This is a genomic window from Campylobacter vulpis, from assembly GCF_014217995.1.
Taxonomy (GTDB): domain Bacteria; phylum Campylobacterota; class Campylobacteria; order Campylobacterales; family Campylobacteraceae; genus Campylobacter_D; species Campylobacter_D vulpis.
Genome location: NZ_CP041617.1, coordinates 893,899 through 916,677 on the forward strand (window position 1 = coordinate 893,899; position 22,779 = coordinate 916,677).

27 protein-coding genes and 1 riboswitch are annotated in these 22,779 nt (G+C 34.4%); of the genes, 11 read left to right on the top strand and 16 right to left on the bottom strand.

Annotation, left to right across the window (positions count from 1 at the left end; translation table 11 throughout):
- Window positions 1-6 precede the first annotated feature (6 nt).
- The 9 genes from fliE to htrA are packed head-to-tail and all read right to left on the bottom strand — an operon-like array spanning window position 7 to window position 7,472.
- Window positions 7-303 carry a flagellar hook-basal body complex protein FliE gene (gene fliE, locus CVULP_RS04570; RefSeq protein WP_099461552.1) on the bottom strand — a complete coding sequence of 99 codons (297 nt, stop codon included), beginning with the start codon at window positions 301-303 and terminating at the stop codon, window positions 7-9.
- A 5-nt stretch (window positions 304-308) separates the two neighbouring features.
- Window positions 309-803 (bottom strand): flagellar basal body rod protein FlgC, encoded by a 495-nt coding sequence (gene flgC, locus CVULP_RS04575; protein ID WP_027303994.1) that lies wholly within the window; start codon window positions 801-803, stop codon window positions 309-311.
- A gap of 9 nt (window positions 804-812) precedes the next feature.
- Complete coding sequence (flgB, locus tag CVULP_RS04580) at window positions 813-1,244, bottom strand: flagellar basal body rod protein FlgB (RefSeq protein ID WP_099507524.1); 432 nt, start codon at window positions 1,242-1,244, stop codon at window positions 813-815.
- A 55-nt stretch (window positions 1,245-1,299) separates the two neighbouring features.
- Window positions 1,300-2,172: an N-carbamoylputrescine amidohydrolase gene (locus CVULP_RS04585; protein WP_099507525.1), complete on the bottom strand. Its 873-nt coding sequence runs from the start codon at window positions 2,170-2,172 to the stop codon at window positions 1,300-1,302.
- Window positions 2,169-3,056 carry a cation diffusion facilitator family transporter gene (locus CVULP_RS04590; protein ID WP_099507526.1) on the bottom strand — a complete coding sequence of 296 codons (888 nt, stop codon included), beginning with the start codon at window positions 3,054-3,056 and terminating at the stop codon, window positions 2,169-2,171. Before CVULP_RS04590 ends, CVULP_RS04585 begins: the two co-directional genes overlap by 4 nt.
- Window positions 3,053-4,030: an agmatine deiminase family protein gene (locus CVULP_RS04595; protein ID WP_099507527.1), complete on the bottom strand. Its 978-nt coding sequence runs from the start codon at window positions 4,028-4,030 to the stop codon at window positions 3,053-3,055. The genes CVULP_RS04590 and CVULP_RS04595 overlap by 4 nt, the downstream gene beginning before the upstream one ends.
- A 54-nt stretch (window positions 4,031-4,084) precedes the next feature.
- A complete protein-coding gene (locus CVULP_RS04600) occupies window positions 4,085-5,335 on the bottom strand; it encodes an ArsS family sensor histidine kinase (protein ID WP_099461556.1) in 1,251 nt (416 codons plus the stop codon).
- Entirely contained in the window at window positions 5,332-6,006 is a 675-nt protein-coding gene (locus CVULP_RS04605; protein WP_099461557.1) for a response regulator transcription factor, read from the bottom strand. Before CVULP_RS04605 ends, CVULP_RS04600 begins: the two co-directional genes overlap by 4 nt.
- Window positions 6,007-6,059: 53 nt before the next feature.
- Window positions 6,060-7,472, bottom strand: a complete 1,413-nt coding sequence (gene htrA, locus CVULP_RS04610) for a serine protease HtrA (protein WP_099507528.1) — start codon at window positions 7,470-7,472, stop codon at window positions 6,060-6,062.
- Window positions 7,473-7,626: 154 nt separating this feature from the next.
- Between htrA and CVULP_RS04615 the strand changes: the two genes are divergently transcribed.
- From CVULP_RS04615 to CVULP_RS04650, 8 genes are read left to right on the top strand one after another with little or no spacing between them, the layout of a single operon-like run.
- Window positions 7,627-8,508: a DnaJ C-terminal domain-containing protein gene (locus CVULP_RS04615; RefSeq protein ID WP_099461559.1), complete on the top strand. Its 882-nt coding sequence runs from the start codon at window positions 7,627-7,629 to the stop codon at window positions 8,506-8,508.
- A gap of 12 nt (window positions 8,509-8,520) precedes the next feature.
- Window positions 8,521-8,892, top strand: coding sequence for a heat shock protein transcriptional repressor HspR (locus CVULP_RS04620; RefSeq protein WP_004275117.1), 372 nt, complete (start codon window positions 8,521-8,523; stop codon window positions 8,890-8,892).
- Window positions 8,892-10,514, top strand: coding sequence for a cation:proton antiporter (locus CVULP_RS04625; protein WP_099507529.1), 1,623 nt, complete (start codon window positions 8,892-8,894; stop codon window positions 10,512-10,514). Before CVULP_RS04620 ends, CVULP_RS04625 begins: the two co-directional genes overlap by 1 nt.
- An 8-nt stretch (window positions 10,515-10,522) precedes the next feature.
- A complete protein-coding gene (locus CVULP_RS04630; RefSeq protein WP_099461561.1) occupies window positions 10,523-10,852 on the top strand; it encodes a hypothetical protein in 330 nt (109 codons plus the stop codon).
- Window positions 10,852-11,472: an HAD family hydrolase gene (locus CVULP_RS04635; RefSeq protein WP_099461562.1), complete on the top strand. Its 621-nt coding sequence runs from the start codon at window positions 10,852-10,854 to the stop codon at window positions 11,470-11,472. The genes CVULP_RS04630 and CVULP_RS04635 overlap by 1 nt, the downstream gene beginning before the upstream one ends.
- Before the next feature lie 42 nt (window positions 11,473-11,514).
- Entirely contained in the window at window positions 11,515-13,503 is a 1,989-nt protein-coding gene (gene glyS / locus CVULP_RS04640; RefSeq protein ID WP_099507530.1) for a glycine--tRNA ligase subunit beta, read from the top strand.
- Window positions 13,500-14,321 carry a peptidoglycan metallopeptidase Pgp3 gene (gene pgp3 / locus CVULP_RS04645; protein WP_099507531.1) on the top strand — a complete coding sequence of 274 codons (822 nt, stop codon included), beginning with the start codon at window positions 13,500-13,502 and terminating at the stop codon, window positions 14,319-14,321. Before glyS ends, pgp3 begins: the two co-directional genes overlap by 4 nt.
- Window positions 14,321-15,262, top strand: a complete 942-nt coding sequence (locus CVULP_RS04650) for an SAM-dependent methyltransferase (RefSeq protein ID WP_099507532.1) — start codon at window positions 14,321-14,323, stop codon at window positions 15,260-15,262. The genes pgp3 and CVULP_RS04650 overlap by 1 nt, the downstream gene beginning before the upstream one ends.
- Here the strand turns inward: CVULP_RS04650 and CVULP_RS04655 are convergent.
- From CVULP_RS04655 to rpmB, 7 genes are all read right to left on the bottom strand, one after another.
- A complete protein-coding gene (locus CVULP_RS04655; RefSeq protein ID WP_099507533.1) occupies window positions 15,244-16,188 on the bottom strand; it encodes a Ppx/GppA phosphatase family protein in 945 nt (314 codons plus the stop codon). The genes CVULP_RS04650 and CVULP_RS04655 overlap by 19 nt on opposite strands.
- 9 nt (window positions 16,189-16,197) lie before the next feature.
- On the bottom strand, window positions 16,198-17,001 hold the full coding sequence (locus CVULP_RS04660; protein ID WP_099507534.1) for a DNA-methyltransferase: 804 nt from the start codon (window positions 16,999-17,001) through the stop codon (window positions 16,198-16,200).
- A gap of 3 nt (window positions 17,002-17,004) precedes the next feature.
- Window positions 17,005-17,421, bottom strand: coding sequence for a DUF6997 domain-containing protein (locus CVULP_RS08810; protein ID WP_372712868.1), 417 nt, complete (start codon window positions 17,419-17,421; stop codon window positions 17,005-17,007).
- On the bottom strand, window positions 17,303-17,893 hold the full coding sequence (locus CVULP_RS04670; RefSeq protein ID WP_180753063.1) for a type II restriction enzyme: 591 nt from the start codon (window positions 17,891-17,893) through the stop codon (window positions 17,303-17,305). Before CVULP_RS04670 ends, CVULP_RS08810 begins: the two co-directional genes overlap by 119 nt.
- Before the next feature lie 131 nt (window positions 17,894-18,024).
- The gene (locus CVULP_RS04675) at window positions 18,025-19,146 is read right to left on the bottom strand and encodes a methyl-accepting chemotaxis protein (RefSeq protein WP_099461569.1); all 1,122 of its coding nucleotides are present in this window, start codon (window positions 19,144-19,146) and stop codon (window positions 18,025-18,027) included.
- An 11-nt stretch (window positions 19,147-19,157) separates the two neighbouring features.
- Complete coding sequence (locus tag CVULP_RS04680; RefSeq protein ID WP_099461570.1) at window positions 19,158-19,373, bottom strand: YdcH family protein; 216 nt, start codon at window positions 19,371-19,373, stop codon at window positions 19,158-19,160.
- A 143-nt stretch (window positions 19,374-19,516) separates the two neighbouring features.
- Complete coding sequence (gene rpmB, locus CVULP_RS04685; RefSeq protein WP_004277192.1) at window positions 19,517-19,711, bottom strand: 50S ribosomal protein L28; 195 nt, start codon at window positions 19,709-19,711, stop codon at window positions 19,517-19,519.
- Between the two features lie 108 nt (window positions 19,712-19,819).
- On the opposite strand from rpmB, the gene rpe reads away from it, so the two are divergent.
- The 3 genes from rpe to thiC all read left to right on the top strand — a co-directional run bounded on the left by rpe (window position 19,820) and on the right by thiC (window position 22,679).
- Window positions 19,820-20,467: a ribulose-phosphate 3-epimerase gene (gene rpe, locus CVULP_RS04690; protein ID WP_099507535.1), complete on the top strand. Its 648-nt coding sequence runs from the start codon at window positions 19,820-19,822 to the stop codon at window positions 20,465-20,467.
- Window positions 20,464-21,246, top strand: a complete 783-nt coding sequence (locus CVULP_RS04695; protein WP_099507536.1) for a 3'-5' exonuclease — start codon at window positions 20,464-20,466, stop codon at window positions 21,244-21,246. The genes rpe and CVULP_RS04695 overlap by 4 nt, the downstream gene beginning before the upstream one ends.
- Window positions 21,236-21,340: riboswitch (TPP riboswitch) on the top strand. (Overlaps the previous gene by 11 nt.)
- A 40-nt stretch (window positions 21,341-21,380) precedes the next feature.
- Window positions 21,381-22,679, top strand: a complete 1,299-nt coding sequence (gene thiC, locus CVULP_RS04700) for a phosphomethylpyrimidine synthase ThiC (RefSeq protein WP_099461573.1) — start codon at window positions 21,381-21,383, stop codon at window positions 22,677-22,679.
- The last annotated feature ends 100 nt before the right edge of the window (window positions 22,680-22,779 follow it).

Sequence of the window (22,779 nt, forward strand, 5' to 3'; positions counted from 1 at the left end):
TAAAACTTAAATTTGAGTTCTCGTAATTTCTTTATATGCACTAATAGCCTTATTTCTTACTTCAAGCATAAATTTCATACTGCTTTCCGCCTTAGTAATGGCAATAGCAGCCTGATGTAAATCTTTCACCTGTCCTGTGGCAATGTCCGTCATCGCTGCTTCGCCTTTTTCTTGAGCGGTGTTTAAATCTTCAATTTCATTTTTAAGCATTTTGGCAAATTCATCGCCTATACCCTTATCTTGTATATTGCCATTTGTCTTATTTGCTAGAGTGTTAAATCTAAGTTCGTTTATACTATTCATTTTCATTATCCTTTTAAAATATCAATTGCACTTTGTGCTATGGTTTTAGCACTTGTAAATGCACTCACATTTGCTTGATAAGCCCTTGTCGCCTCTATCAAATCCGCCATTTCGATAACAGGATTAACATTTGGAAAAGCCACATAACCCTCAGCATTTGCGTCAGGGTGGCTTGGGTCGTATTTCATACGAAAATCTTTATCATCACGCACAACTTTATCAACAACTACACTCATAATCGCAGGCTTAGCCTCTTCAGGCGAGCTTGGGTCATTGAGTGGATTTTCATATTTTAAAAAATTGTTATCTTTATTGATTTGCTTGTTTAAAAGCTCATCAAAATCATTTGCCTTAAAGATAACCTCTCTCCTGCGGTAAGGTCCGCCCTCTGCTGTGCGTGTCGTTTGAGCATTTGCGATGTTTGAGCTTATCACATTCATTCTAAAACGCTGCGCACTTAAACCATAACCACTAATATCAAAATCACTTAAGTATGCCATAATTTACCTTTAACTTAATTTAGAACTCGCATCAATGATAGAGCTAAAGATATTACTCTGTCTTCTTAAAACTCCATCAAGAGCAGTTATCATCACCGTGTTTTTACTCATTTCGGTCGTTTCGACATCTAAATCCACAGCATTAGCGTCATTTCTAGCCAAATGCCCATCTCTTAGGTAAATAGTCGATTTGCTAGGGTCTGGGAATTTCCACGGCTCTTGATGATTATCGCTTGTTTTGGCTAATTCAAGCTCTTTACCCTGTTCTTTTTTGAAAATTTCATTTGCCCTACGCACTAAAGCTGTTTCAAATTCTACATCTCTTGCCTTATAAAAAGGAGTATCAACATTTGCAAGATTTGAGTTAATAAGCTGATTTCTCAAATTCCTACCTGCTAAAGCACTAGTTACAAGCTCTTTTGATTTAAACGGATTAATCATCTTTACACCTTTCTATAATTTTAAAAAATATAAGCAAATAGCGTTCCAACTTAAGCTAGTCGATATATCTTTTTTGCAAATCACCAAAAAATTCTATTCTTCTATCTCTTAAAAATGGCCACCACCTACGCACATTTTCGCTTCTTTTTAAATCTAATTCCACACAAGCACAAAGCTCACTTTCTTTATCAGCCAAAAAAAGTTCCTCGCCCTGCGGTCCATAAACAAAAGAATTTCCCCAAAATCTAATGCCCTCTTGCACCCCGCTTTTATCCTTTTCAAAGCCTACGCGGTTAATCGCCACCGCATAAAGTCCATTTGCTATGGCGTGGGCTTTTTGAATTCCTAACCAAGCGTTAAGCTGTCTCTCTTTTTCTTCTGCACTATCTTCATCAAACCAACCTATTGCCGTAGGGTAAATTAAAATTTCCGCTCCTTTTAAAGCCATAATCCTAGCCGCTTCAGGATACCACTGGTCCCAGCAAATGAGCACCCCAAGCCTCCCCACACTTGTATCAATCGGCTCAAAGCCCAAATCTCCGGGCGTAAAATAAAATTTCTCATAAAAACAAGGGTCATCTGGTATGTGCATTTTGCGGTATTTGCCCGCTATGCTTCCATCTTTTTCAAACACCACAGCCGTGTTATGGTAAAGTCCCGCACTTCGCTTTTCAAATAAAGAAGTGATTAAAACCACCTCATTTTCTTTAGCAACCCTAGCCCAAAATTTCACATCTTCATCATAGTCTTTTGCTAAATCAAAATTTGCTACATCTTCACTTTGACAAAAATACTCACTTTGATGTAACTCTCCCAAGCACACAAGATTAGCACCTTCTTTTTTTGCTTTAGCAATGAATTCGCAAGTTTTTTGTATTGTTTCTTCTTTAGTGTTGTGGAATTTTTGTTGAATGAGTGCTATTTTCATATTCTATCCCTTTCTTCATCTTGGTCATCATAAGGGTCAAGATGAATGTGAATTTCCCACTTTTGCTCCTGTGAAATTTCTCTTATTTTTTGTTCAATTTCATCAGAAATTTGATGTGCGTTTAAAAGTGAAATTATGGGACAAAAAACTAAATGAACGCTAATATAATTTGTGCTTGGCGTTTTTCTTGTTTTAAGATTATGAAAAGAAATCACTTCTTGATGATTGTTAATTAAAATTTTAATTTTTTCTAAAATTTCTTTATCTAAAGCCTCGTCCATTAAAAAAGTAAGTGCTTTTTTGATGATTTTACTCGCACTAAAACTCGTATAAATACTCACAATAATGCCAAAAATCGCATCAATAATATGCCAATTTGTAAAATAAATCAAAATTAAAGCAAGTAGAGTAAAGGCATTGCTTAAAAAATCGCTCTTATAATGCAAACAATCACTTTCCACTATCAAACTTTTTGTTTTTTTTGCCACAAAAGAAAGATAAAGCACAAGAAAAGAGGTAATAATAAGGGCAAAAATCATCACGCCCATACCAGAATTTAAATCTTTTACAATTTCTTTATGATAAATTTTCATCACGCTTTGATAAAAGATGAAAATCCCCACTCCCACAATGAAACAGCCCTCCAAAAAGCCCATTAAAGCTTCGATTTTAGAAAAGCCGAAATTATAATGCTCGTTTGGTTTTTGGGCAGATTTTTTAAGTGCTAAAAAATTAAAAGCGGAAATGGCAAAATCCATCATAGAATCAATTGCACTCGAAAGCACAGCCACAGAACCGCTTAAAATCCCCACGATAAATTTCACAATGGCTAAAAAAAACGCACAGCAAGTTGCTATGATAGTCGCTTGTTTGGCTAAATTCATCTAAGTCCTTTAAAGCGATTTTGACACGAGCAGTGCAAAGAGCCATTTTGTCTTAGAAATACCCTTGCATCGACACCGATAACTTCGCGGTTTTTTAAGTGAGTTTGAAGTCTTTTTTGCACCACTTCATCATTTTCATCCTTATAAAAAGGCACAATAAGAGCATTATTTACAAAAACGAAATTTGCATAAGTCGCCCCAAGTCTTCTACCCTCGTAAAATAAAGGCTTTGGGATAGGAAGGGGGATAAGATGGTAATTTGTCTTTTTTAATTCCTCCTCCATAGCCTTTAATGGTGCGTAATGCTCGTCATTTTCATCTTCACAGGTGCAATAAGCTATGGTATTTTCATCAATAAAACGTGCCAAAGTATCGATATGTCTGTCTGTATCATCGCCCTTAATCAAGCCATTTTCAAGCCATATGATTTTTGTAAGCCCAAAATAATGTTTAAGCTTTTTTTCTATCTCTTCTTTGCTTAAATTTTGATTGCGATTAGCATTAAGTAGGCAATATGAGCTTGTTAGCATTACACCAGCTCCGTTAAAATCAATGCTCCCGCCCTCTAAAATAAAGTCGCATTTTTCAAGTCTAGTTTGAAATTTTTCATTAAAAAGCTTATGATTTAAGGCATTATCCAAAGCACTTTGAAATTTACCTCCCCAAGCATTAAAGGTAAAATCAAGAGCCTTCAATCTTCCATTTTCAAGCACATCAATCGCACCAAAATCCCTTATCCAAGTATCATTTGTTTCACATTTAAAAAATTCCACATTGCTAAATTCTTTAAAGGGTATAAAATCCTCATCATTTGGCGCTATTAATAAAAGCTTTTCATACGCACTTGCGACTTTTACAAATTCCTTATAAGCTTCGATAATCTCGTCTAAATAAGGCTTCCAGTCTGTATTTTTATGTGGCAGAGCAAGCAATAAATACTCTTGCTCACTCCATTCGGCGATTGACTTTATCATTTAAATATCCTTTTTGATAATAAAAAGCTAATTGTAGCAAATTAATCACTTTTGTCAAGATTCGCCTATAATAATCTCTTTTAAACCTCTAAAATAAAATAAATTCACTCCGTCCTCATAAGCATAATCAAGCTTCATATTATGACTTTCAAGTATGGTATTTACAATATAAAGTCCTAGTCCAAAACTTGATTTTTGTTTCGATCCTTGCGTAAAAGCTTGCGTGTAATATTCTAAGGTATTATTCAGCTCCTCTCCCCTATTTTTAAAGCAAATATAATCTTCCATAATGTCAATTTGCACAAAACCATCTTGAGAATGTTTAATGCCATTATCAATCATATTTTTAATCGCTGTGGTAAAAAGCTTAAAATCGACATTGACAAAAAAACTTTCTCCCATAAAAATACGCATACTGCTTTCATCGCGCATAGAAATTTCTTTGGCTTCGTCTAAAATATCTAATATATTATATTTTTTGCGGTTAATAAAAGCTGCACCTGAAGTAATTTGCTCAATCGCCGCAAATTCATTAATTAAAATTTCAAGACGATTAAATATCCCCTCAAGTCTTTCCTTATACTTATCGTCTTCAAGCATTTCAAGCGTTATAAGTCCTTTTGTAATAGGTGTTTTTAGCTCATGCATCATATTTCTTAAAAAAAATTGCCTTGATTGATTTAATTTTATGATTTGCAAAATAGCACGGTAAAAAGCTTCGGATACTTGCGAAATTTCATCATTTCCCGTGCTGACATTTTCGACTTCATTAAGTTTTCCTTGTGCAAAGCGGTCGATTTGCTTTTTTAAAGTTCTTAGAGGCTTTAATTTTTTAAGTGTAAAAAAATAAAGCAAAATAAGCATAATAAAAACAGCAACCCCTATAACCTTAATGATAAAATAACGATAGCTTTGATATTCTTGGTCTTCATAGAGATAAATTTCATCATCATAGACTATATTTAAATAAACCGCATCTTTATAAGAAATGATTTCCACCCTACCTTTATCTATGGCGACTTTTTCTAAAACTTCACCCTGTTTTAAAATACCTTGAAGTTCTTTTTCATCTTCAATTCTCATCATTTTATTATAAGCTTTAGTTTGCTCTTCAAATTCTTTTTCATTTATCATACCATTAAGCTGCAAAAGCTTGACATTGGCTATAAGAGAGTATTTGGCATTTAATTCCCTAGTGTAATTTTGTTGGTCATAAGCTATAAGCCACAAAAAACCAAGCGTTACACTCACTCCGGCAAAAAGAAAAATGAAGGTGATGGTGTAAAAAATAGACGAGCGGTTCATTGCGTAAGCTTATAGCCTATGCCGCGTATGGAATGGATATATTTTGGCGTTTTAGGATCATCGCCCATTTTTTGACGAATACGAGAAATAATCACATCAATGCTTTTATTTGAACTATCCTCACTAATGGAAGAGCAATTATATACAAGCTCCTCTCGGCTTACCACTCCACCCTCTTTTTTAATAAGATAGCTTAAAATGTCAAATTCCGCATTTGTCAGGGTCAGCTCCTCGCCCTTCATCGTAATAATGTGCTTATACTGGTCATAAATTAAGTCTTTCACGCTTTTTGCTATGGCATTTTTTGTATGACAAATGCGTCTTAAATGGCTCTTTATCCTTGCTTGAAGCTCTTTGGGATTATAAGGCTTAGGCAAATAATCATCTGCTCCAAGCTCCAAAGCATTAACCTTATCACTTATATCGTGCCTAGCGCTTGAAATGATAATGGGCGTGTCATATTTTTTACGAATCTCCTCACACACCTCAAGCCCATCAAGCCCTGGTAAGGATAAATCAAGTATGATTAGCTGATACTCCTTTAAAGCAAGCTTTGAAAGTCCAATGTAGGGCTCGTGAGCTATATCGACTTTCATATCAAATTGTTCTAAATACTCCGCCGTGATTTCAGCTAATTCCAAATCATCTTCTATCATAAGAATATTAGTCATCTTACTCCTTTGACGAAAATTCTATAATAAATTTCATAACAAAATACAAATGCTTATTTTAACACAAGCAAAGTTATCACACCTCCGCGATACACCCAAATTTTAATCCACGCATTTTTGGCTTGATTTTTTAAAGCATTTTGCAAATCTTTTAAGTCTTTTACCTCGCCTTGCCCTACTGCTATGATAATATCACCCTCTTTAAAACCTGCCTCTTTTGCCTTGCTTTTAGGCTTAACACTTTCAATCAAAACCCCATTTATCTCACTTGGCACACCAAGACGCGTTTTTAAATTTACATCTAAAGTTCTTAAATTTAAACCCTCAATTAAACTATCTTGCACGCCTTTAGTTTCACTTATTTCATCGCCTTTTAAAATGAAACTTACCTGATTTTCCTTGCCATCTCTTTCATAAAGAAGTGAAATTTTTTGATTTGGTTCAAGTGTGCCAATGTAATTTTTTAAATCATTTGGACTTTTGATGCTTTTATCATTAACCTTTAAGACCAAATCTCCCCTTTTAAGTCCCGCTTCATCAGCTGATGAACCTTTTTGAACATCGGTGATTAAAGCTCCCTCGCTATTTTTATACACTTTCTTACTATCGCCCTTTAAAGCCGTGATACTCACACCTAAAAAGCCTCTTTCTATCTTACCCTTTTCGATAAGCTTTTTTGCCACATCTTTAACCATATTAGAAGGTATGGCAAAACCTATGCCATTATTCCCCCCACCGCGTGATAAAATCGCTGAATTTATCCCTACTAAAGCTCCTCTCGTATCAACTAAAGCTCCACCTGAATTACCCGGATTAATCGAAGCGTCCGTTTGTATGAAATTTTCATACTGATTTAAGCCTATATTATCTTTATTAAGTGCTGAAATAATCCCACTTGTTACACTAAAGCCCACACCAAAAGGATTACCAAGAGCAAAAACAACATCACCCTCCAACAACTCGTCCGAATTTGAAAAACTCACCGCTGAAAGATTATTTGCTTCGATTTTAATAACCGCTAAATCCGTCTTAGGGTCTTTTCCTATCAATTTAGCCTTATATTCCACATCGCTTTGCGGCAAGGTTACACTTATACTATCGACATTTTCTACCACATGATTATTGGTAACGATATAACCATCTTTTGAAATAATCACACCAGAACCCACACTTGCAATCACTTCTTTTTCATTTTGCCCTCTTCTTTGAAAGGGGTCAAAACCGAAAAATTGCTTAAAATATGGATCGTCGAAAAAATCATCAAAAGGATTATTCATTCTAGTGATGGTTTTTGAGGTTGAAATATTAACAACAGATTTTTTCACCTCCTTAATAGAGTCTTGATAAGAAAGCAAAACGCCATTGGCAGGATTAACTCTTTCTATCTTAGAATCTGCTTCATTAAATTCTACATTTGCAGCACACAAAAAACTTGCTAAGGCAAGTGAAATAACAATTTTTTTCATTATAACTTCTCCATTTAGTAATTTAACTTGATAGTATAAAACTCAAACTTTAAAAAATTGTAAATGAAACCTTGAGTGTAAAAATATATTAAACTTGATTGACTAAGACTAAACTTTATGCTATAATCACGCTTTCAATTTTTAAGGAAAAATGATGAATAGTCTTTATGAAACACTTGGCATTAGTAAAAATGCGAGCAATGATGAAATTAAAAAAGCTTACAGACGCCTTGCTAGACAATATCACCCAGACATTAACAAGGAAAAAGGTGCGGAAGAAAAATTTAAAGAAATCAACGCCGCTTACGAAATTTTAAGTGATGAAAAAAAACGCGCTCAATATGATAGATACGGCGATTCTATGTTTGGAGGACAAAGTTTTAGTGATTTTTCTAGAAATTCTGGTGGTGTAGATTTAGATGAAATCTTAAAAAATCTATTTGGCGGAGGCTTCTCAGGTGGTGGAGGTTTTGGAGGTAGTAGCTTTGGGGGCGGAAATTTTGGTGGATTTGGAGGGGGTTTTGGTGGATTTTCTGGGGAAAATTTAGACCTAAATGCAAGCATTAGCATACCCTTTGAGATAGGAATCTTAGGCGGAGAGCATAGCATTAATTTTAATGGCGAAACCATCAAAATGAAAATTCCACACGGCATTAAAAATAATGATAAAATAAGAATTCGTGGTAAGGGTAAAAAACTAGGCTCTCAAGTGGGAGACTTAATCGTCAAAGTGAGTTTGGAAAAAAGTGAGCTTTATGAGCGTGATGAAGATGATTTAACAAGAAAGCTAGACATTAGCTTAAAAACAGCCCTTTTTGGTGGGAAAATTACCCTTCAAACGCCCAAAAAAGAGGTTAGCATCAAAATCCCTCCAAATTCTAAAAATGGACAAAAAATTCGCCTTAAGGGTTATGGGGTGCAAAATAGAAAGAGTGGAATTTTTGGAGATTTATATCTCGTTTTAAATGTGCTTTTGCCTAATATCGAAGATTTAGACTCTAAAGTGCGTCAAATTTTAGAAGAAAAACTATCTTAAAAAGGAGCAATAATGCAACATAATTACGATGAGCCTGTTTATCTTATAAGCGTGGTAGCAAAGGTTTTAAGCATACACCCACAAACACTTAGGCAGTATGAAAGAGAGGGACTAGTCGAGCCTAGTAGGACTGATGGCAAAATTAGACTTTATTCGCAACGCGATATTGATAGAATTAAGCTTATTTTAAGACTAACTCGTGATATGGGTGTAAATTTAGCCGGGGTTGATGTGATTTTAAAGCTTAAAAACCAACTGAGCGAATTTGAAGCCTTGATTGATGAACTTCGCTTAGAACTTGATAAAAGAGATAATAATGGCAAATCAAAAGCCGTAGTTAAGCATAAAAATAGCTTTGATTTAATTTTTTATGAGAAAAATTAATGGGCGATTTTTTAGAAATTTTTTTAATCACTTCAGGACTTGCCGTTCTTTTAAATGTCTTTTTTAAGAAATTTGAAATTCCTACCATTATAGGCTATATTTTAGTCGGCATCATCATTTCTTATGCTTATGGTTTTAGTGGCAGTGAAGAGCTTACGCACATCGCCGAATTTGGAATTGTTTTTTTAATGTTTACCATAGGGCTTGAGTTTTCTTTTACGCATTTAATGGCGATGAAAAAAGAAGTTTTTTTAAATGGCTCTTTGCAAGTAATAATTTGTGGCTTAGTGTGCTTTTTGCTTGTGTTAGGAATTTTAGGACTTGGTGGCGAGGTGGGCATTATCGTAGGCTTTGCCCTCGCACTCTCCTCCACAGCCGTAGTGCTTAAAATTTTAAATGATAGTGGCGACATTAAAGAGCAATATGGCAGAAAAACGCTAGGAATTTTAATATTCCAAGATATAGCCGTGATACCACTTTTGCTTCTTGTAGATATTTTTTCTTCAAATAATCAAAACATCACCCAACTCATACTTACTACACTCATTAGCGTTGTGATTTTACTTACCTTGCTTTATTTGATAGGAAAATATCTTATTGATAGAATTTTTCACTTTGTTATCCGTGCCTCATCAAATGAACTTTTCATTTTAACCATACTTTTTATTGTTATGGGGGCGAGTTTTTTAGCACATTATTTTGGCTTTTCTTACTCGCTTGGAGCTTTTATTGCCGGTGTTTTGATAGCAGAAACTAAATATAAGCATAAAATAGAAGCGGACTTAGTGCCATTTAGAGACCTACTTTTAGGACTTTTCTTTATCTCTGTGGGTATGCAGATTAATTTTAAAATCGTCTTTGAAAATTGGGATCTTATCTTACTTTTAACCTTACTCGTTGGACTCTTAAAATTTGGCGTTATTTTTGGAATTTTGGTAATTTATAACAAAAAACGAGTTGCCATTAAAACAGCTTTTAGTATAGCTCAAATAGGCGAATTTGCTTTAGCGGTTTTTTCTCTTTTGCAGGTAAAAAATATGCTTGATGGTCAAACCGCTCAAATTCTCATTGTCGTCTCTATCATTACGATGATTTTAACGCCTTTTGTTTTAAATAATATTAGACGCATTTCAAACGCCGTTGAAGACATTATACAAACGCAAGAAGTAACGCAACCACAAGCTGTTAATTCTACGCTTAAAAATCATATAGTTATTTTTGGTTATGGAATCATCGGTCAAGAGGTTGTGCAAAAGATTAAAAATAGCGGTGTGCCTTATTTGGTTTTAGAAAATGATTTAAATTTAGTCAAACTTGGATTAAGTCGGGGTGAAAATGTTTATTTTGCTAATGCCGCACAAGAAGAAACACTTAAAATAGCCAACATTAAAGAATGTGCGGTTGCCATCATCACTATTTTTAACGAAGCACGGCTAGCAATGCTCCAGCAAGCCTTAGAAAGTTATGGCGAGGTTGATATTGTGATTTATACAAATAATAGCTCCAAAAAACTCTTTTATTCTAAAATAGACAAAAATGTCGAAATTGTGCAAACAGAACGGGTGTTAGCAAGAGCTTTAATTAGTGCTGCACTTGAAAAACGCATTAGCAAAAATGCTTAAGGTAAAATATGGCTTTTGACAAAGAAAAAAGTTTAAGGGTTAAATACCTAAGAAATTTGGAAAAATTTGCCAATGCTGCGATAAATTCGCTTAAAAAAGAAAATTTTGATACGCAAAAATTCCAAGAAAGAATGCTTAAAAATTCTAAATTTTTTAAAGAAAACGAAGCGGTATTTCTCAATTCAAGCTATGCGAAAAATTTGGAGAGCTTTGTTAATACTTGTTTGGATTTTAGTCGCTCAAAAGAAGACTTACTAAGCCTTGCAAACGCTCTTGATAAACAAAAAAAGCAAGGTGGCAAAAAAGAAAAGCATAAAAATTATTTAAAGGATTTTTGATGATTAATGTATTTTTCGATATGGACGGCACTTTAATTGATAGTGCAAATGCCATTAGTGCGGCAGTAAATGAAATAAGAGCAGAATTAAAACTAAGCCCAATGAAGCGTGAGGATATAATGCGTATTATCAATACCCCACAAATAGACTGGGCAAAAGAACTTTACGAAATCAAAAATTTCAATCATTCAAGCTTTAAAGAGGGCTTTGAAAAATACTTCATCAAGCATTATCAGCAAAGTGTTGTGCTATTTGAGGGCATTAAAGAAATTTTGGATTTTTTAAAAGAACAAAAGTGCTACCTAGCCATAGCCACAAATGCTCCACAAAGCTCACTTACGCAGATTTTAAACAAGCATAATATTTTACCTTATTTTGATAAAGTTTTAGGCGTGAGTGTAGGGATAGAACCTAAACCAAGCCCGATGATGCTTAATTTGTTAAAAGAGGAAGCACCCTATCAAACAAGCCTTTTTATAGGCGATAGTGCTAAAGATAAAGAAGCCGCGCAAAACGCTAAGATTCCCTATTATCACGCTAAATGGTATGAAAAAGAATTAAAAGAAAACGAATTTGGCAACTCCAAAGAATTGCTAGTTTTTTTAAAAAACCATTTGTAAAGAAAAGTTACAATAATGCAAAATTTTCGAAAAGAGTGCATAATGAAAGAGTTATTAATTGAAATCCTCACAGAGGAACTTCCCGCCATTCCTTTCCTTAAAGAACTTCCTAATATCAAAGGAAAATGGGAGAAACTTTTAAAAGAATACCACCTAGAAGCCGAATTTGAATTTTACTACACACCACGCCGTTTAGTTTTTTTTCACCCTCATTTTAAAACCAAGCAAGATAATAACCTTGTCGAATTTATAGGAGCGCCAAAAAATGTCGCTTATAAAGACGGGAAATTAAGCCCAGCTGGACTTAGCTTTATCCAAAAAGTAGGTATTGATGAGAGTGAAATTAGCTTTAAAGAGATTAAGGGTAAGGAAGTTTTATATTATCAAAAAGAACTTGAGGGTAAGGCGAGTAGCGAAATTTTGGGTGAGATGATTGAAAACTTCTTAAAAAGTCTTCATTTTGGTAAAAGTATGCGTTGGGGAGCGTATCAATTTGAATTTATCCGTGCGATTCGCAATATTGCTTGCGTTTTGGGTGAGGACTTAGTCAAATTTCAAAGCTATGGAGTGCAAAGCTCTAAACAAACTTTCGTGCATAGAAGTGTGAGTTATGAGGCTTTTGCCTTTAAAAATGCTAAAGAATACTTTGAGCTTTTGGAAGAAAATTTTGTCATTTTAGACCCTGAAAAAAGAAAAGAAAAAATCATAGAAAGCTTTAAACTCATCGAAACAAAAGAAAATTTAAACATAGCACAAGATGAGGAGCTTTTAGAAGAAGTCGTTGCTATCACAGAATACCCAAACGCCCTACTCGGTAGCTTTGAAAGCGAATTTTTAGAAATTCCTAGCGAGGTCATCATCACTTCAATGCGTGAAAATCAACGCTACTTTGCTACCTTTGACGAAAAGGGACTTAGTAATCATTTCATAGTGGTTAGCAATGCCGTTTGTAAAGATTATTCTAAAATCATACAGGGTAATGAAAGGGTGCTTCGAGCAAGGCTAAGCGATGCGATGTTTTTCTATAAAAATGATTTGCAAAAGGGCTTAGAGCCTGAAAAATTAAGCAAAATGATTTATCTTGACTCACTTGGCACGGTAATGGATAAGGTTGAAAGGGAAAAAACTTTAGCGTTGCTTTTATGCAAGTTTTTAAATAATAGCAAACAAGAAGCCATTTTGCAAGCTGTGCATTTTTCTAAAGCCGATTTAGCCACGCAAATGGTCTATGAATTTACAAATTTACAAGGCATTATAGGGTCTTATTATGCGGAGAAAATGGGTCTTAGTTATGAAGTTTCTTTAGCCATAAAAGAGCAGTATTTACCAGAGCAAGGTGCTCTGCCAAGCAGTGAATTTTCAAGCATTATCGCCCTTGCGTATAAATTTGACACTTTGCTTTCTCTTTTTTCTATCGGTAAAATTCCAAGCGGCACGAAAGACCCTTACGCGTTAAGAAGGGCGGCAAATGGGGTTTTAAAAATCTTACTTCATCTAGGTAAAAAATTTGATTTAAACGCCTTTTTAAAAGAGGCTAGTGGGGCTTATAAAAGCTTTGATTTAAATTTGCTTTATGATTTTATTTTAGAGCGAATTTATATTTTTTATGAGGCTAATCCCTCTTTCATCAAAGCAGTTTTAAGCACGAAAAATAGCGACCTTATCCACATAGACTCTGCCATAAAAGCCCTCATAGAATTAAGCAAAAAAGCAAATTTTAACGAAAATTTTTCCACCTTTAAACGTCTAGCTAATATCGCCACAAAAAGCGAAAATATAGTTAATGAAAGTCTGTTTGAAAATGAATCTGAAAATAAACTTTATCTCGCTTTTAACGAAAGTCTAAAAGTGCAAAATCTTAAGCAAAAATTAGAAAGTCTTTTTGCCCTAAAGCCTTTCATTGATGAATTTTTTGAAAATGTGATGATTAATAGTGAAAATGAGAAACTTAAAAAGAACCGACAAGCCCTTGTTTTCACTATCTATAACGAATTTTTAAAAATTGCCGACATTAAAGAATTAAGCCTATGAAAAAGCTCTTTTTTTTAGCATTTTTCACGCTTTTTGCTTTTGCAAATACGAATTTAGAGCTTGTCAAAGGACAGGCTTTATTTTTAGAATTTGAAAAAGAAAATTTAAAAGAATTAAAAATAAAAGATAAAAATTTGCCTTTTTTTACTCACCCAAAAAATAAAAATAAAATCCTAGCCATTTTTTCTTTACCCTACAAAAACCCACCGCAAATTACACAAATCAAGGCAAATTATAAAGATAATACTAGCAAAATTTTTCACATCAAAACCCTAGAGGGTAATTATAAAAGTGAAAAAATCACCGTCCAAACCCAAAAAATCTTTCCCCCGCAAAAAGTGCAAAAACGCATACAAGATGAGCTAAAAGAAGCGAATGGCATTTATGCAAAATCAACTCCTCAAGCTTTGTTTAATGGCGCTTTTATAAAGCCACTTGATAGCTTTATCACAAGTGATTTTGGTAAGGCTAGAATTTTTAACGAACAAGTGGCAAGCTATCACAGCGGCACGGACTTTAGAGCTGCCATAGGCACAAAAATTAAAGCTGCAAATTCGGGCATCGTAAGACTGGCTAAGGATCGTTATTATGCTGGGCTTTCTGTCATTATAGATCACGGATATGGCATTTATTCGCAGTATTATCATCTTTCAAAATTAAGCGTTAGGGTGGGCGAAAAAGTCGAAAAAGGGCAAGTCATAGGACTTAGTGGAGCAAGTGGCAGGGTGAGTGGTCCGCATTTGCATTTTGGAATTTTTGCAGGAGGGAAACAAATCGATCCTTTAGATTTTATGCAAAAATTTAACGCCCTTTTCTAATGCTCTTTAGTGAATTTTTTCAAAAATGGCTTCACGAAACTTACTATAAAAACGCCGTTTTTGTCGGTAGAAAGGGCGATTTTTACACTGCTGTGAGTGTGGGAGAGCTTTTTGGCTCTTTATTGGCAAAGCATTTTTTAAGCCTCATTGATAAAAAAATTCTAACACTCCCCTTACAAGTGGTTGAAATAGGTGCAAATGAAGGCTATTTAAGTTGCGACTTTTTAAGTGCTTTAGTGAAATTTCGTCCCAGCATTTTTGAAAAGCTAGAATTTTACATCATAGAACCTCACGAAAAATTACAAATCCTACAAAAACAAATCTTGCAAGATGTGGAATTTACACACAAAAAGACACTAAAAGATTGTCATTTTACAAATGCCTTTATCTTTTGCAATGAGCTATATGATAGCTTTGCTTGTGAATTGATAGATAATGATAAAATGGCTTTTGTAAAGGATTTTAAACTCATTTTTAAGCCCCTAACTCCCGCTCTTAAAAAACAATGTGAACTTTTAAAATTACAAAAAGGCGAATTTAGTCCCTATTTATCAAGCTTTTTTGAGGATTTAAACGCAGCTTGCGAGCGTTTTGTTTTTGCTGGGTTTGATTATGGAGGATTTTTACCGCAAAAATTTAGTTTAAGAATTTATCAAAATCATCAGCTTTATGACCCTTTTGAAGTGGATTTAAAAGCATTTTTTGCTAAAAGCGACTTAACCTATAATGTCAATTTTACGCACCTAAAATATCTCATCGAAAAACATCATTTTAAGCTTTTAAACTTTAAAAAACAAAGCCAAGCCTTGCTTGAATTTGGGCTTGAAAGCATTATAGAGCAAAGTGAAAATAAAGAAAAACTCCTCTCTCAAGCCAAGTATTTATTTTTTAATTTTGATGCAAAATTTCACTTTTTTGAGTTTCAAAAAAGTCCTTTATAATACGCCACACAAACACCCTCTCTCAAGCCCTCATCAATGACAATAAGCTCCTCTTTATCAAAAAGAGCAAAAAGCAAAAGTGCACCAGCCACAAGATAATTTTTACGCATTTTACCCACCCAAAACCGCGCTTCATCTTCTTTCATATGCCAAAGCTTAAGGGCAAAATATAAAAATTCTTTAACACAAATTCGTGTGCCATTGATTTTTTTAGCGTCATAATTCTCATAAGAAAGCCCCAGCTTAAAAGCAGCCAAGCTGGTAGGAACACCCGAATTTAAAACAATGCGTTTCATTTTTTGTTTTTTTAAGGATTTTTTTATATTTTTAACTTCTTCAAAAGTCCTAAAAGCGAGAGATTTTAATTTTTTATCTTTAATAAGAGTGTGAATTTGTAGCTTTTTATCCTTTGTTTTAAAATATGGCAGGGGTTTAAAAGCTTTATTTGTAGTTGTTTGAAAGCTTTCGTAAAAACTTATAATACCAAAATCAAAACTTAAATAATTTCCCCTAAAAGAAAGCTCACAACTAGCTCCACCCAAGTCGCAAAAGCCAAATTCTTGATGCAAATTAAGAGCTAAAAGTCCGCTTTGCATCCCCAAAACGCTAAGTTTAGCTTCCGTTTGTGCGGAGATAAGTCTAAAGCTAATACCAAATTCCTCTTTTAGCTCCTTAAAAATCAAATTTGTATTTTCCGCCTTTCTAAAAGCAGCAGTGGCTACGGCTAAAGCCTTGCTTAAATCGTGTTTTTTAGAGAGTTCTTTTAAGGCATTTTTAAGCCTTTGTATCGCTTCATTTCCTATCACTTTACTTTGGCTTAAATTCTTCGCCGCAGCTATGATAAATTCATACTCTTCTAGCTTTTCTAAAGCCTCATTCATCACAACAGCTCTTAGGGTATTTGAGCCTAAATCTATGCCTAGCATTATTGTCCTTTAAGAATTAAACAAAGAAACTTCCCTGCGATTTTGTGAAATTTGCAACTTAAATTCATCTTTGATTTTTCCTTGATTTGCTAATCTATCAAGTATCATTTCATAATAAGGTTTATGTAATTCACAACTTAGCCATTTTCGCTTCAGCTTCTCACATAGCACAAGCTCACCGCCACTTCCACCAAAAAGGATAAAGACAGAATCTCCCTCATTTGTGCAAGATTTTATCAGCATTTCAACTAAGCCTAAAGGAATCTGACAAGAATGAAAAGTTTTATCCTTGCTGACATTTTTGACTAAATCAAAATAAAACCAAGAATAAGGCATTCTACCCTTATGCCCTTCTTTTAATCTTTGCAAAATTCTCTTGTCAGTTGGGTTTTGATAAGGCAAGGCGATATTGTCTTTATAAAAATGATTATCCTTTGTTTTTGTGGCGTGAAGTATGCTTCTGTGGGCAGTAGTGAGTCGCCTTTTGCTATGCCCCACATTTGTATTATATACCCATACATATTCTTGCACATCATAAGCAATAGAATCTAAGCATTTAACCCGCAAATACGCATTTTGCTTAGGATAATTCATCATAAATAAATTTCCACTAGGTTTTAATACACGCATAGATTCTGTTGCTAATTTACAATACCATTCTATGTAATCCTCCCATTTTTGCGTGTATTTTGAGCCATTATAATTAATGCCTACATTATAATCCGGGTCCCCATACACCATATCCAAGCTAGAATCTGGCAAAGTCTTTAGCACTTTTAGCACATCATCATTATAAAGTTTATTGAGTTTCATTTATTACCTTACCAAAACATATTCACACGATTTTAAAAATACAATAGAATCTAAACGAAGAGGCTCACCAAAGGTATAAGCCCAAAGCTTTAAGCTTTCATTTTTTCTTACAAGATACACGCAAATAATTTTCTTAAAATTAAGCCCAGAGTTATAATAATACAAAAATGGGTGGTAGATTTGATAAATATTAAAATCTTTAGGTTCTCCATTTTTTGCTTCAAAGATTCCAATCACGCCATTACACTCCAAGGTTAAATCAATCTCTATTTGCTGATTTTTTGCTTCTATCTCTTGTGTATCAAAGTAATTTAAAGTCGTTTTTTGTGCGATGAGGGAAGTAAGCCTTAACCTTATGAAAGTAGGCAGGGCATTGTAGATTGTATGGACAACCATAATAATAGCAATCATATGCGACATTCACGGGGAGTTGATAGGGAAATTCCAATCCGTTATGATAGCAACCATAATATTGATAGTATGGATATAAAAAATTATATAGTATTCCTTCATTATTTGCTACACTTAAAATATTGCTTTCACTACTATTAAATTCATCTAAAATTCCTTTTTGATATTGCCAATTTATGCTTTGTTGCAAAGCTTCAAAAGGGTGGTAAAGTTTATCAATGCCCTTTATAAATTTATGATAGCCCTTGCCTAAGTGCAAAATACAAATATTTTCATCAATAAAACTTTGTGGTAATTTTTCACTAGAATCAAGCTTTGTCACATCAAATGGATTGCCAAAACCATATTGTTGAGATACTTCTTTAACCAAATCATTATGAAAAATGAAATCATTTTGCTCCTTGCAAAATTGATACAAAGCTTCCAAAACTAAATGTTTTTTATTAATACGCTTTTTGTTTGCTCCACCATTTGCTATCATCAATTCCTCTTTACCTAATACATCTTATATTATGAATAAAATTTGAATTGTAACATATTTAAACGACAAAAGCTCTTTAATTTTATAAGTTGAAATTGATAGTGCCCACCTCAAAAGAGGTGGTGGTAACATTATGCTTGGGTTTGTTGAGTTTGAGCTTGATGTGATTCTGCAATCATAGCTTTAAAAACTTCAAAAAGTCTTAATGAAGCTATTTCTGCAGTTTTACATTTTTCGGCGATTTTATGTTGAGTAGCCTTGCTTGTTACATCTTCTGTTCCAGAAATTTGAATAGCTGAGTTCATATTTTCATGAACATTTTGATGTGGCTCATTGATACTTAAGAAACTTCTGCTTTGCCCAAATCTCTCTTTACCAGTGCCGGCAAGCCATTTACCAAGACGGCAACTAAAGTGGTCTGCAAGAGCTTTATTTGATTTGGCAAAAATTTCTTTGTAGCCATTAAGCTTAAAGGCTATATGGTCAAGTTTGGCTAAAGAAACAAAAGCTTCCGAAGCAATGCCGACCGCATTTGCATTTGTAGAATGTGCTTCACTGACAAGATTGCTAAATTTATCGGAGAAATTCATAATGTGTGTGTTAGAATCCATTGAAATTTTCTCCACTTGCTCACTTTGAGAATACATCTCATTAGCATTTTGCTTAAGTAAATTAATGTTCATTTCAACTTCAGCTGTAGCCTTTTGAGTTTTTTCGGCAAGTTTTCTAACCTCATCTGCTACGACAGCAAAGCCTCTTCCGTGTTCCCCAGCTCTAGCCGCTTCAATAGCAGCATTTAGTGCGAGAAGATTTGTTTGGTCGGAAACATCTTTAATAAGATTAATAACATTAGAAATTTCATCAACACTTCTATGTAGTGTCCCTGCGGTATCTCTTGATTTATTTGCCGACTCTATAATGTCACTTAAAGAAGCATTGATGGAATGCGTGATGTGATTTAACTCGTCCATTGCTCCAAGGGAGGTTTGAGAATAAGTAGAAATCACTTCAGCCTTATTAACATTTTCAAGCATATCGTTTTGCACTATGGTAATATTTTCTAAAACGCCCTTAAGTAAAATATCTAAAAGATCTGTTTTTAGAGTTGATTCTGAATCTGCCTTTTCTAAACCGGCAATTTTATTTTTAAGCTCTAAATTTTCAACTTGTAAATTTGAAACCTGATTGAGTAATTTTTGATTTTCATCTTTTAAGGATTGTAAATCTGCTCCGCCACTTTTTGTATTAAACATAAAATTTCCCCCTATTTTCTATAATTTGTAAGATATTGAGCCAACTCGTCTTTAACATGGAGTTTTTCTTTTTTCAATGTGGAAATTTCCACATCACTTAAAAAAGCTCTACCCTCTTCAGCGTCTTTAATTTTATCATCAAGCTCATTGTGACGCTCAAAAAGCTTATCAAAATGGGCATCCTTTCCCTTAAGCTCCGACATCAAGTCTCTAAATTCATGTAGCATAAAAACTCCTTTTTGTATATTAAAAGCTAGATTATAGCAAAAAAAGTATAATTTTTGTTTAAAATTTTTCAAAAACTATTTATATTCATAATTTACAAAAAATTTGCAAGTTAATCGATATTGAGGAGTGAATCCTCAAGAGATTATTTAGAATTTTGCTTTTTAAGAGTTCTTAAAGTCGAAGCGGCAATTCTTACTTTTCTCGTTGTGCCGTCTTCTAAAGTAATGCGAACTGTGCGGAGATTAGGTAGAAAGCGTCTTTTGGTTTTATTGTTAGCGTGGCTGACATTGTTACCTACCATAGGTCCTTTTCCTGTGATTTGACAGATTCTTGCCATTTTTTATCCTTTTAAATTTTTTAAAACGCAAATTATAGCAATTTAAGCTTAAAATTAATCTAAAAAAGGTTAAAATTAGTATCTTGATTAAATATTTAAGGTTTTATGATGTATGTAGCACCGAGTTTATTATCGGCAAATTTTTTAAAATTAGAAGAAGAGATAAGGGCTGTCAGTGAAGCGGGGGCGGATCTTTTGCATATCGATGTGATGGACGGACATTTTGTGCCAAATTTGACCTTTGGTCCTTGTGTTTTGGAAAAAATTTCAAGCATTACTTCTGTGCCTTTGGATGTGCATTTAATGGTAAAAGATGTGCCAAAATTTGTCGAGCTTTTTTTACCCTTAAAACCCAAATTTTTATCCTTTCACATCGAAGCTGAAGCCCACCCTATAAGACTTTGTGAATATTTGAAAACTCAAGAAATTCACCCAGCCATCACTCTTAATCCTCACACACCTATAAGTTCTTTGGAGCATTTAATTGAATTTATTGATATGGTGCTTTTAATGAGCGTTAATCCTGGCTTTGGGGGACAGAAATTTTTACCCTTAGTTTATGATAAGATACGAGAGCTTAGAGCCTTGATCGAGAAAAAAAATGCTAAAGTTTTCATCGAAGTCGATGGGGGAGTAAGTGGCTTAAATGCGGCAGATTTAGAGGAAGCTGGGGCGGATATTTTAGTCGCGGGTAGTGCTATTTTCTCTTCTAAAGACTATAAAGCCGCAATTTCATCTTTAAAGCTTGAATTTTGAGTTTAGAACAAGTTGATAACATCGTCTCTAAACTGATAAAAGAAAGTAAGCCTTACGCGTGGGTGATGGGGGAATTTTCTCAAGTTGAAGAATTGAAAGATTTTGAATTGGACCTTGAAATTTTAGAACTTCTTGGAATTACTTTTCATCTTGGTAAAAATAATATTTTAAGCCTTAAAACACGCACAAATAAAATAAAAGAACAAATTTTTTGCGTGGTGGATATAGAAAGCACGGGCGGGATAAACTCGGGGAAAATTTTGGAAATTGGTGCCGTTAAAATTCAAAATCACAAAGAACTAGAACGCTTTGAAAGCTTTGTAAAAGTTGATGAAATCCCGCCAAATATCACGGAACTTACAGGTATAGAACTTGCTATGGTAAAAGATTCGCCGAATTTAATTCAGGTTTTAGAGGCTTTTAGACTTTTTTTAGGTGATAGCATTTTTGTGGCACATAATGTCAAATTTGATTATAATTTCATTTCAAAAAGCCTTTATGAATGTGGCTTTGGCATTTTACTCAACCGCAGAATTTGCACTATAGATTTTGCACAATGTTGCATAGAAAATTCTCATTATGGACTAGACGCCCTAAAAGAAATTTTGAAGATAGAAAGCACACATCATAGAGCCTTAAATGACGCCCTAGCAGCAGCTGAAATTTTTAAATACTGCCTTGGCAAACTTCCCTCTCACATCAAAACCACAGAGGAGCTTATCCACTTCACAAAAACTGCAAAATTAAAAAACAAATGCTATAATAAAAAACATAAATGACGGGAGCTTGTGAGACAGGCTGAGAGTAAGCTAAAAGCTTAGACCGAACCAGAACTAGATAATGCTAGCGTTGGGAAGATTTATCACTTTTCTACTTACCCTTCATTTATCCAAATTTCTTTAAAGGATAAATTATGAAAACACAAATGCTTTATGCAAAAGAAGGCACTTTCACGCCTCAAATGCAAATTGTCGCTGATAAAGAACAAGTAAGTAAGGACTTTTTGCTTGAAAATTTAGCAAGTGGGAAAATCATTATCCCTGCAAATATTAATCATACCGCCCTAGAGCCAAATGGCATAGGGCTAGGACTTCGCACTAAGGTTAATGTCAATTTAGGTGTTTCAAACGACTGCATTGATTACAGCGAGGAAATGGAAAAGGTTGATTTAGCACACAAATTTGGCATTGAGGCGATTATGGATTTAAGTAATTATGGCAAAACAAGTCATTTTAGAGACACACTCATTGCTAAATCTAAGGCGATGATAGGCACGGTGCCTGTATATGATGCGGTAGGCTTTTTAGAAAAGGACTTAAAGCAAATTGGGGCAAAAGATTTTTTAGATGTCGTTTATCATCACGCTAAAAGTGGGGTGGATTTTATGACTATACACGCAGGGATAAATTCCCGTGCGGCTAGGGTTTTTAAAGAGACAAAACGCCTTACAAATATCGTTTCGCGTGGTGGTTCAGTGCTTTATGCGTGGATGATGATGAAAGAAGCGGAAAATCCTTTTTATGAGTATTATGATGATTTACTTGAAATTTGCCTCAAATATGATGTAACACTTTCTTTAGGAGATGCTTTGCGTCCGGGCTGCACTCACGATGCTAGCGACGCAGCACAAATTGCAGAACTCATCGAGCTTTCACTTTTGACGCAAAGGGCTTGGGACGCTGGAGTGCAGGTGATGATAGAAGGACCCGGACATATGGCGATTAATGAGATTGAAGCAAATATGCATTTAGAAAAACGCATTTGCAAGGGTGCGCCTTTTTATGTTTTAGGACCCTTAGTAACAGACATAGGTGCAGGATATGATCATATAAGTGGGGCGATAGGCGGTGCTGTTGCGGCGGCAGCTGGAGCGGACATACTTTGCTATGTAACGCCTGCTGAGCATTTGAGACTGCCAAATTTACAAGATGTAAGAGATGGCATAGTAGCGACTAAAATCGCCGCTCACGCAGGAGACTTAGCTAAACTTCCAAAAGAAAGAGCAAGAGACGATGCTATGAGTGTAGCAAGGCAAAAGATAGACTGGGAGAGTATGTTTAAACTGGCAATTGATGGAGAAAAGGCGAAAAAAATGTTTAATGAAAGACGACCAGAAGAGCTAAATTCCTGCTCAATGTGTGGAAAAATGTGTGCAATGAACACAATGAATCAAGTGATGAAAGGCGAGGATGTAAGCCTCGTTAAAGAGTAAATTTAAGCCCCAAAAAAGGGCTTAAATCAAAAATGTCATAATGATTTACTCATCGTTTTTTTTTTTTTGAAATAATATTAACTAAAATTTTTTAGGAGGA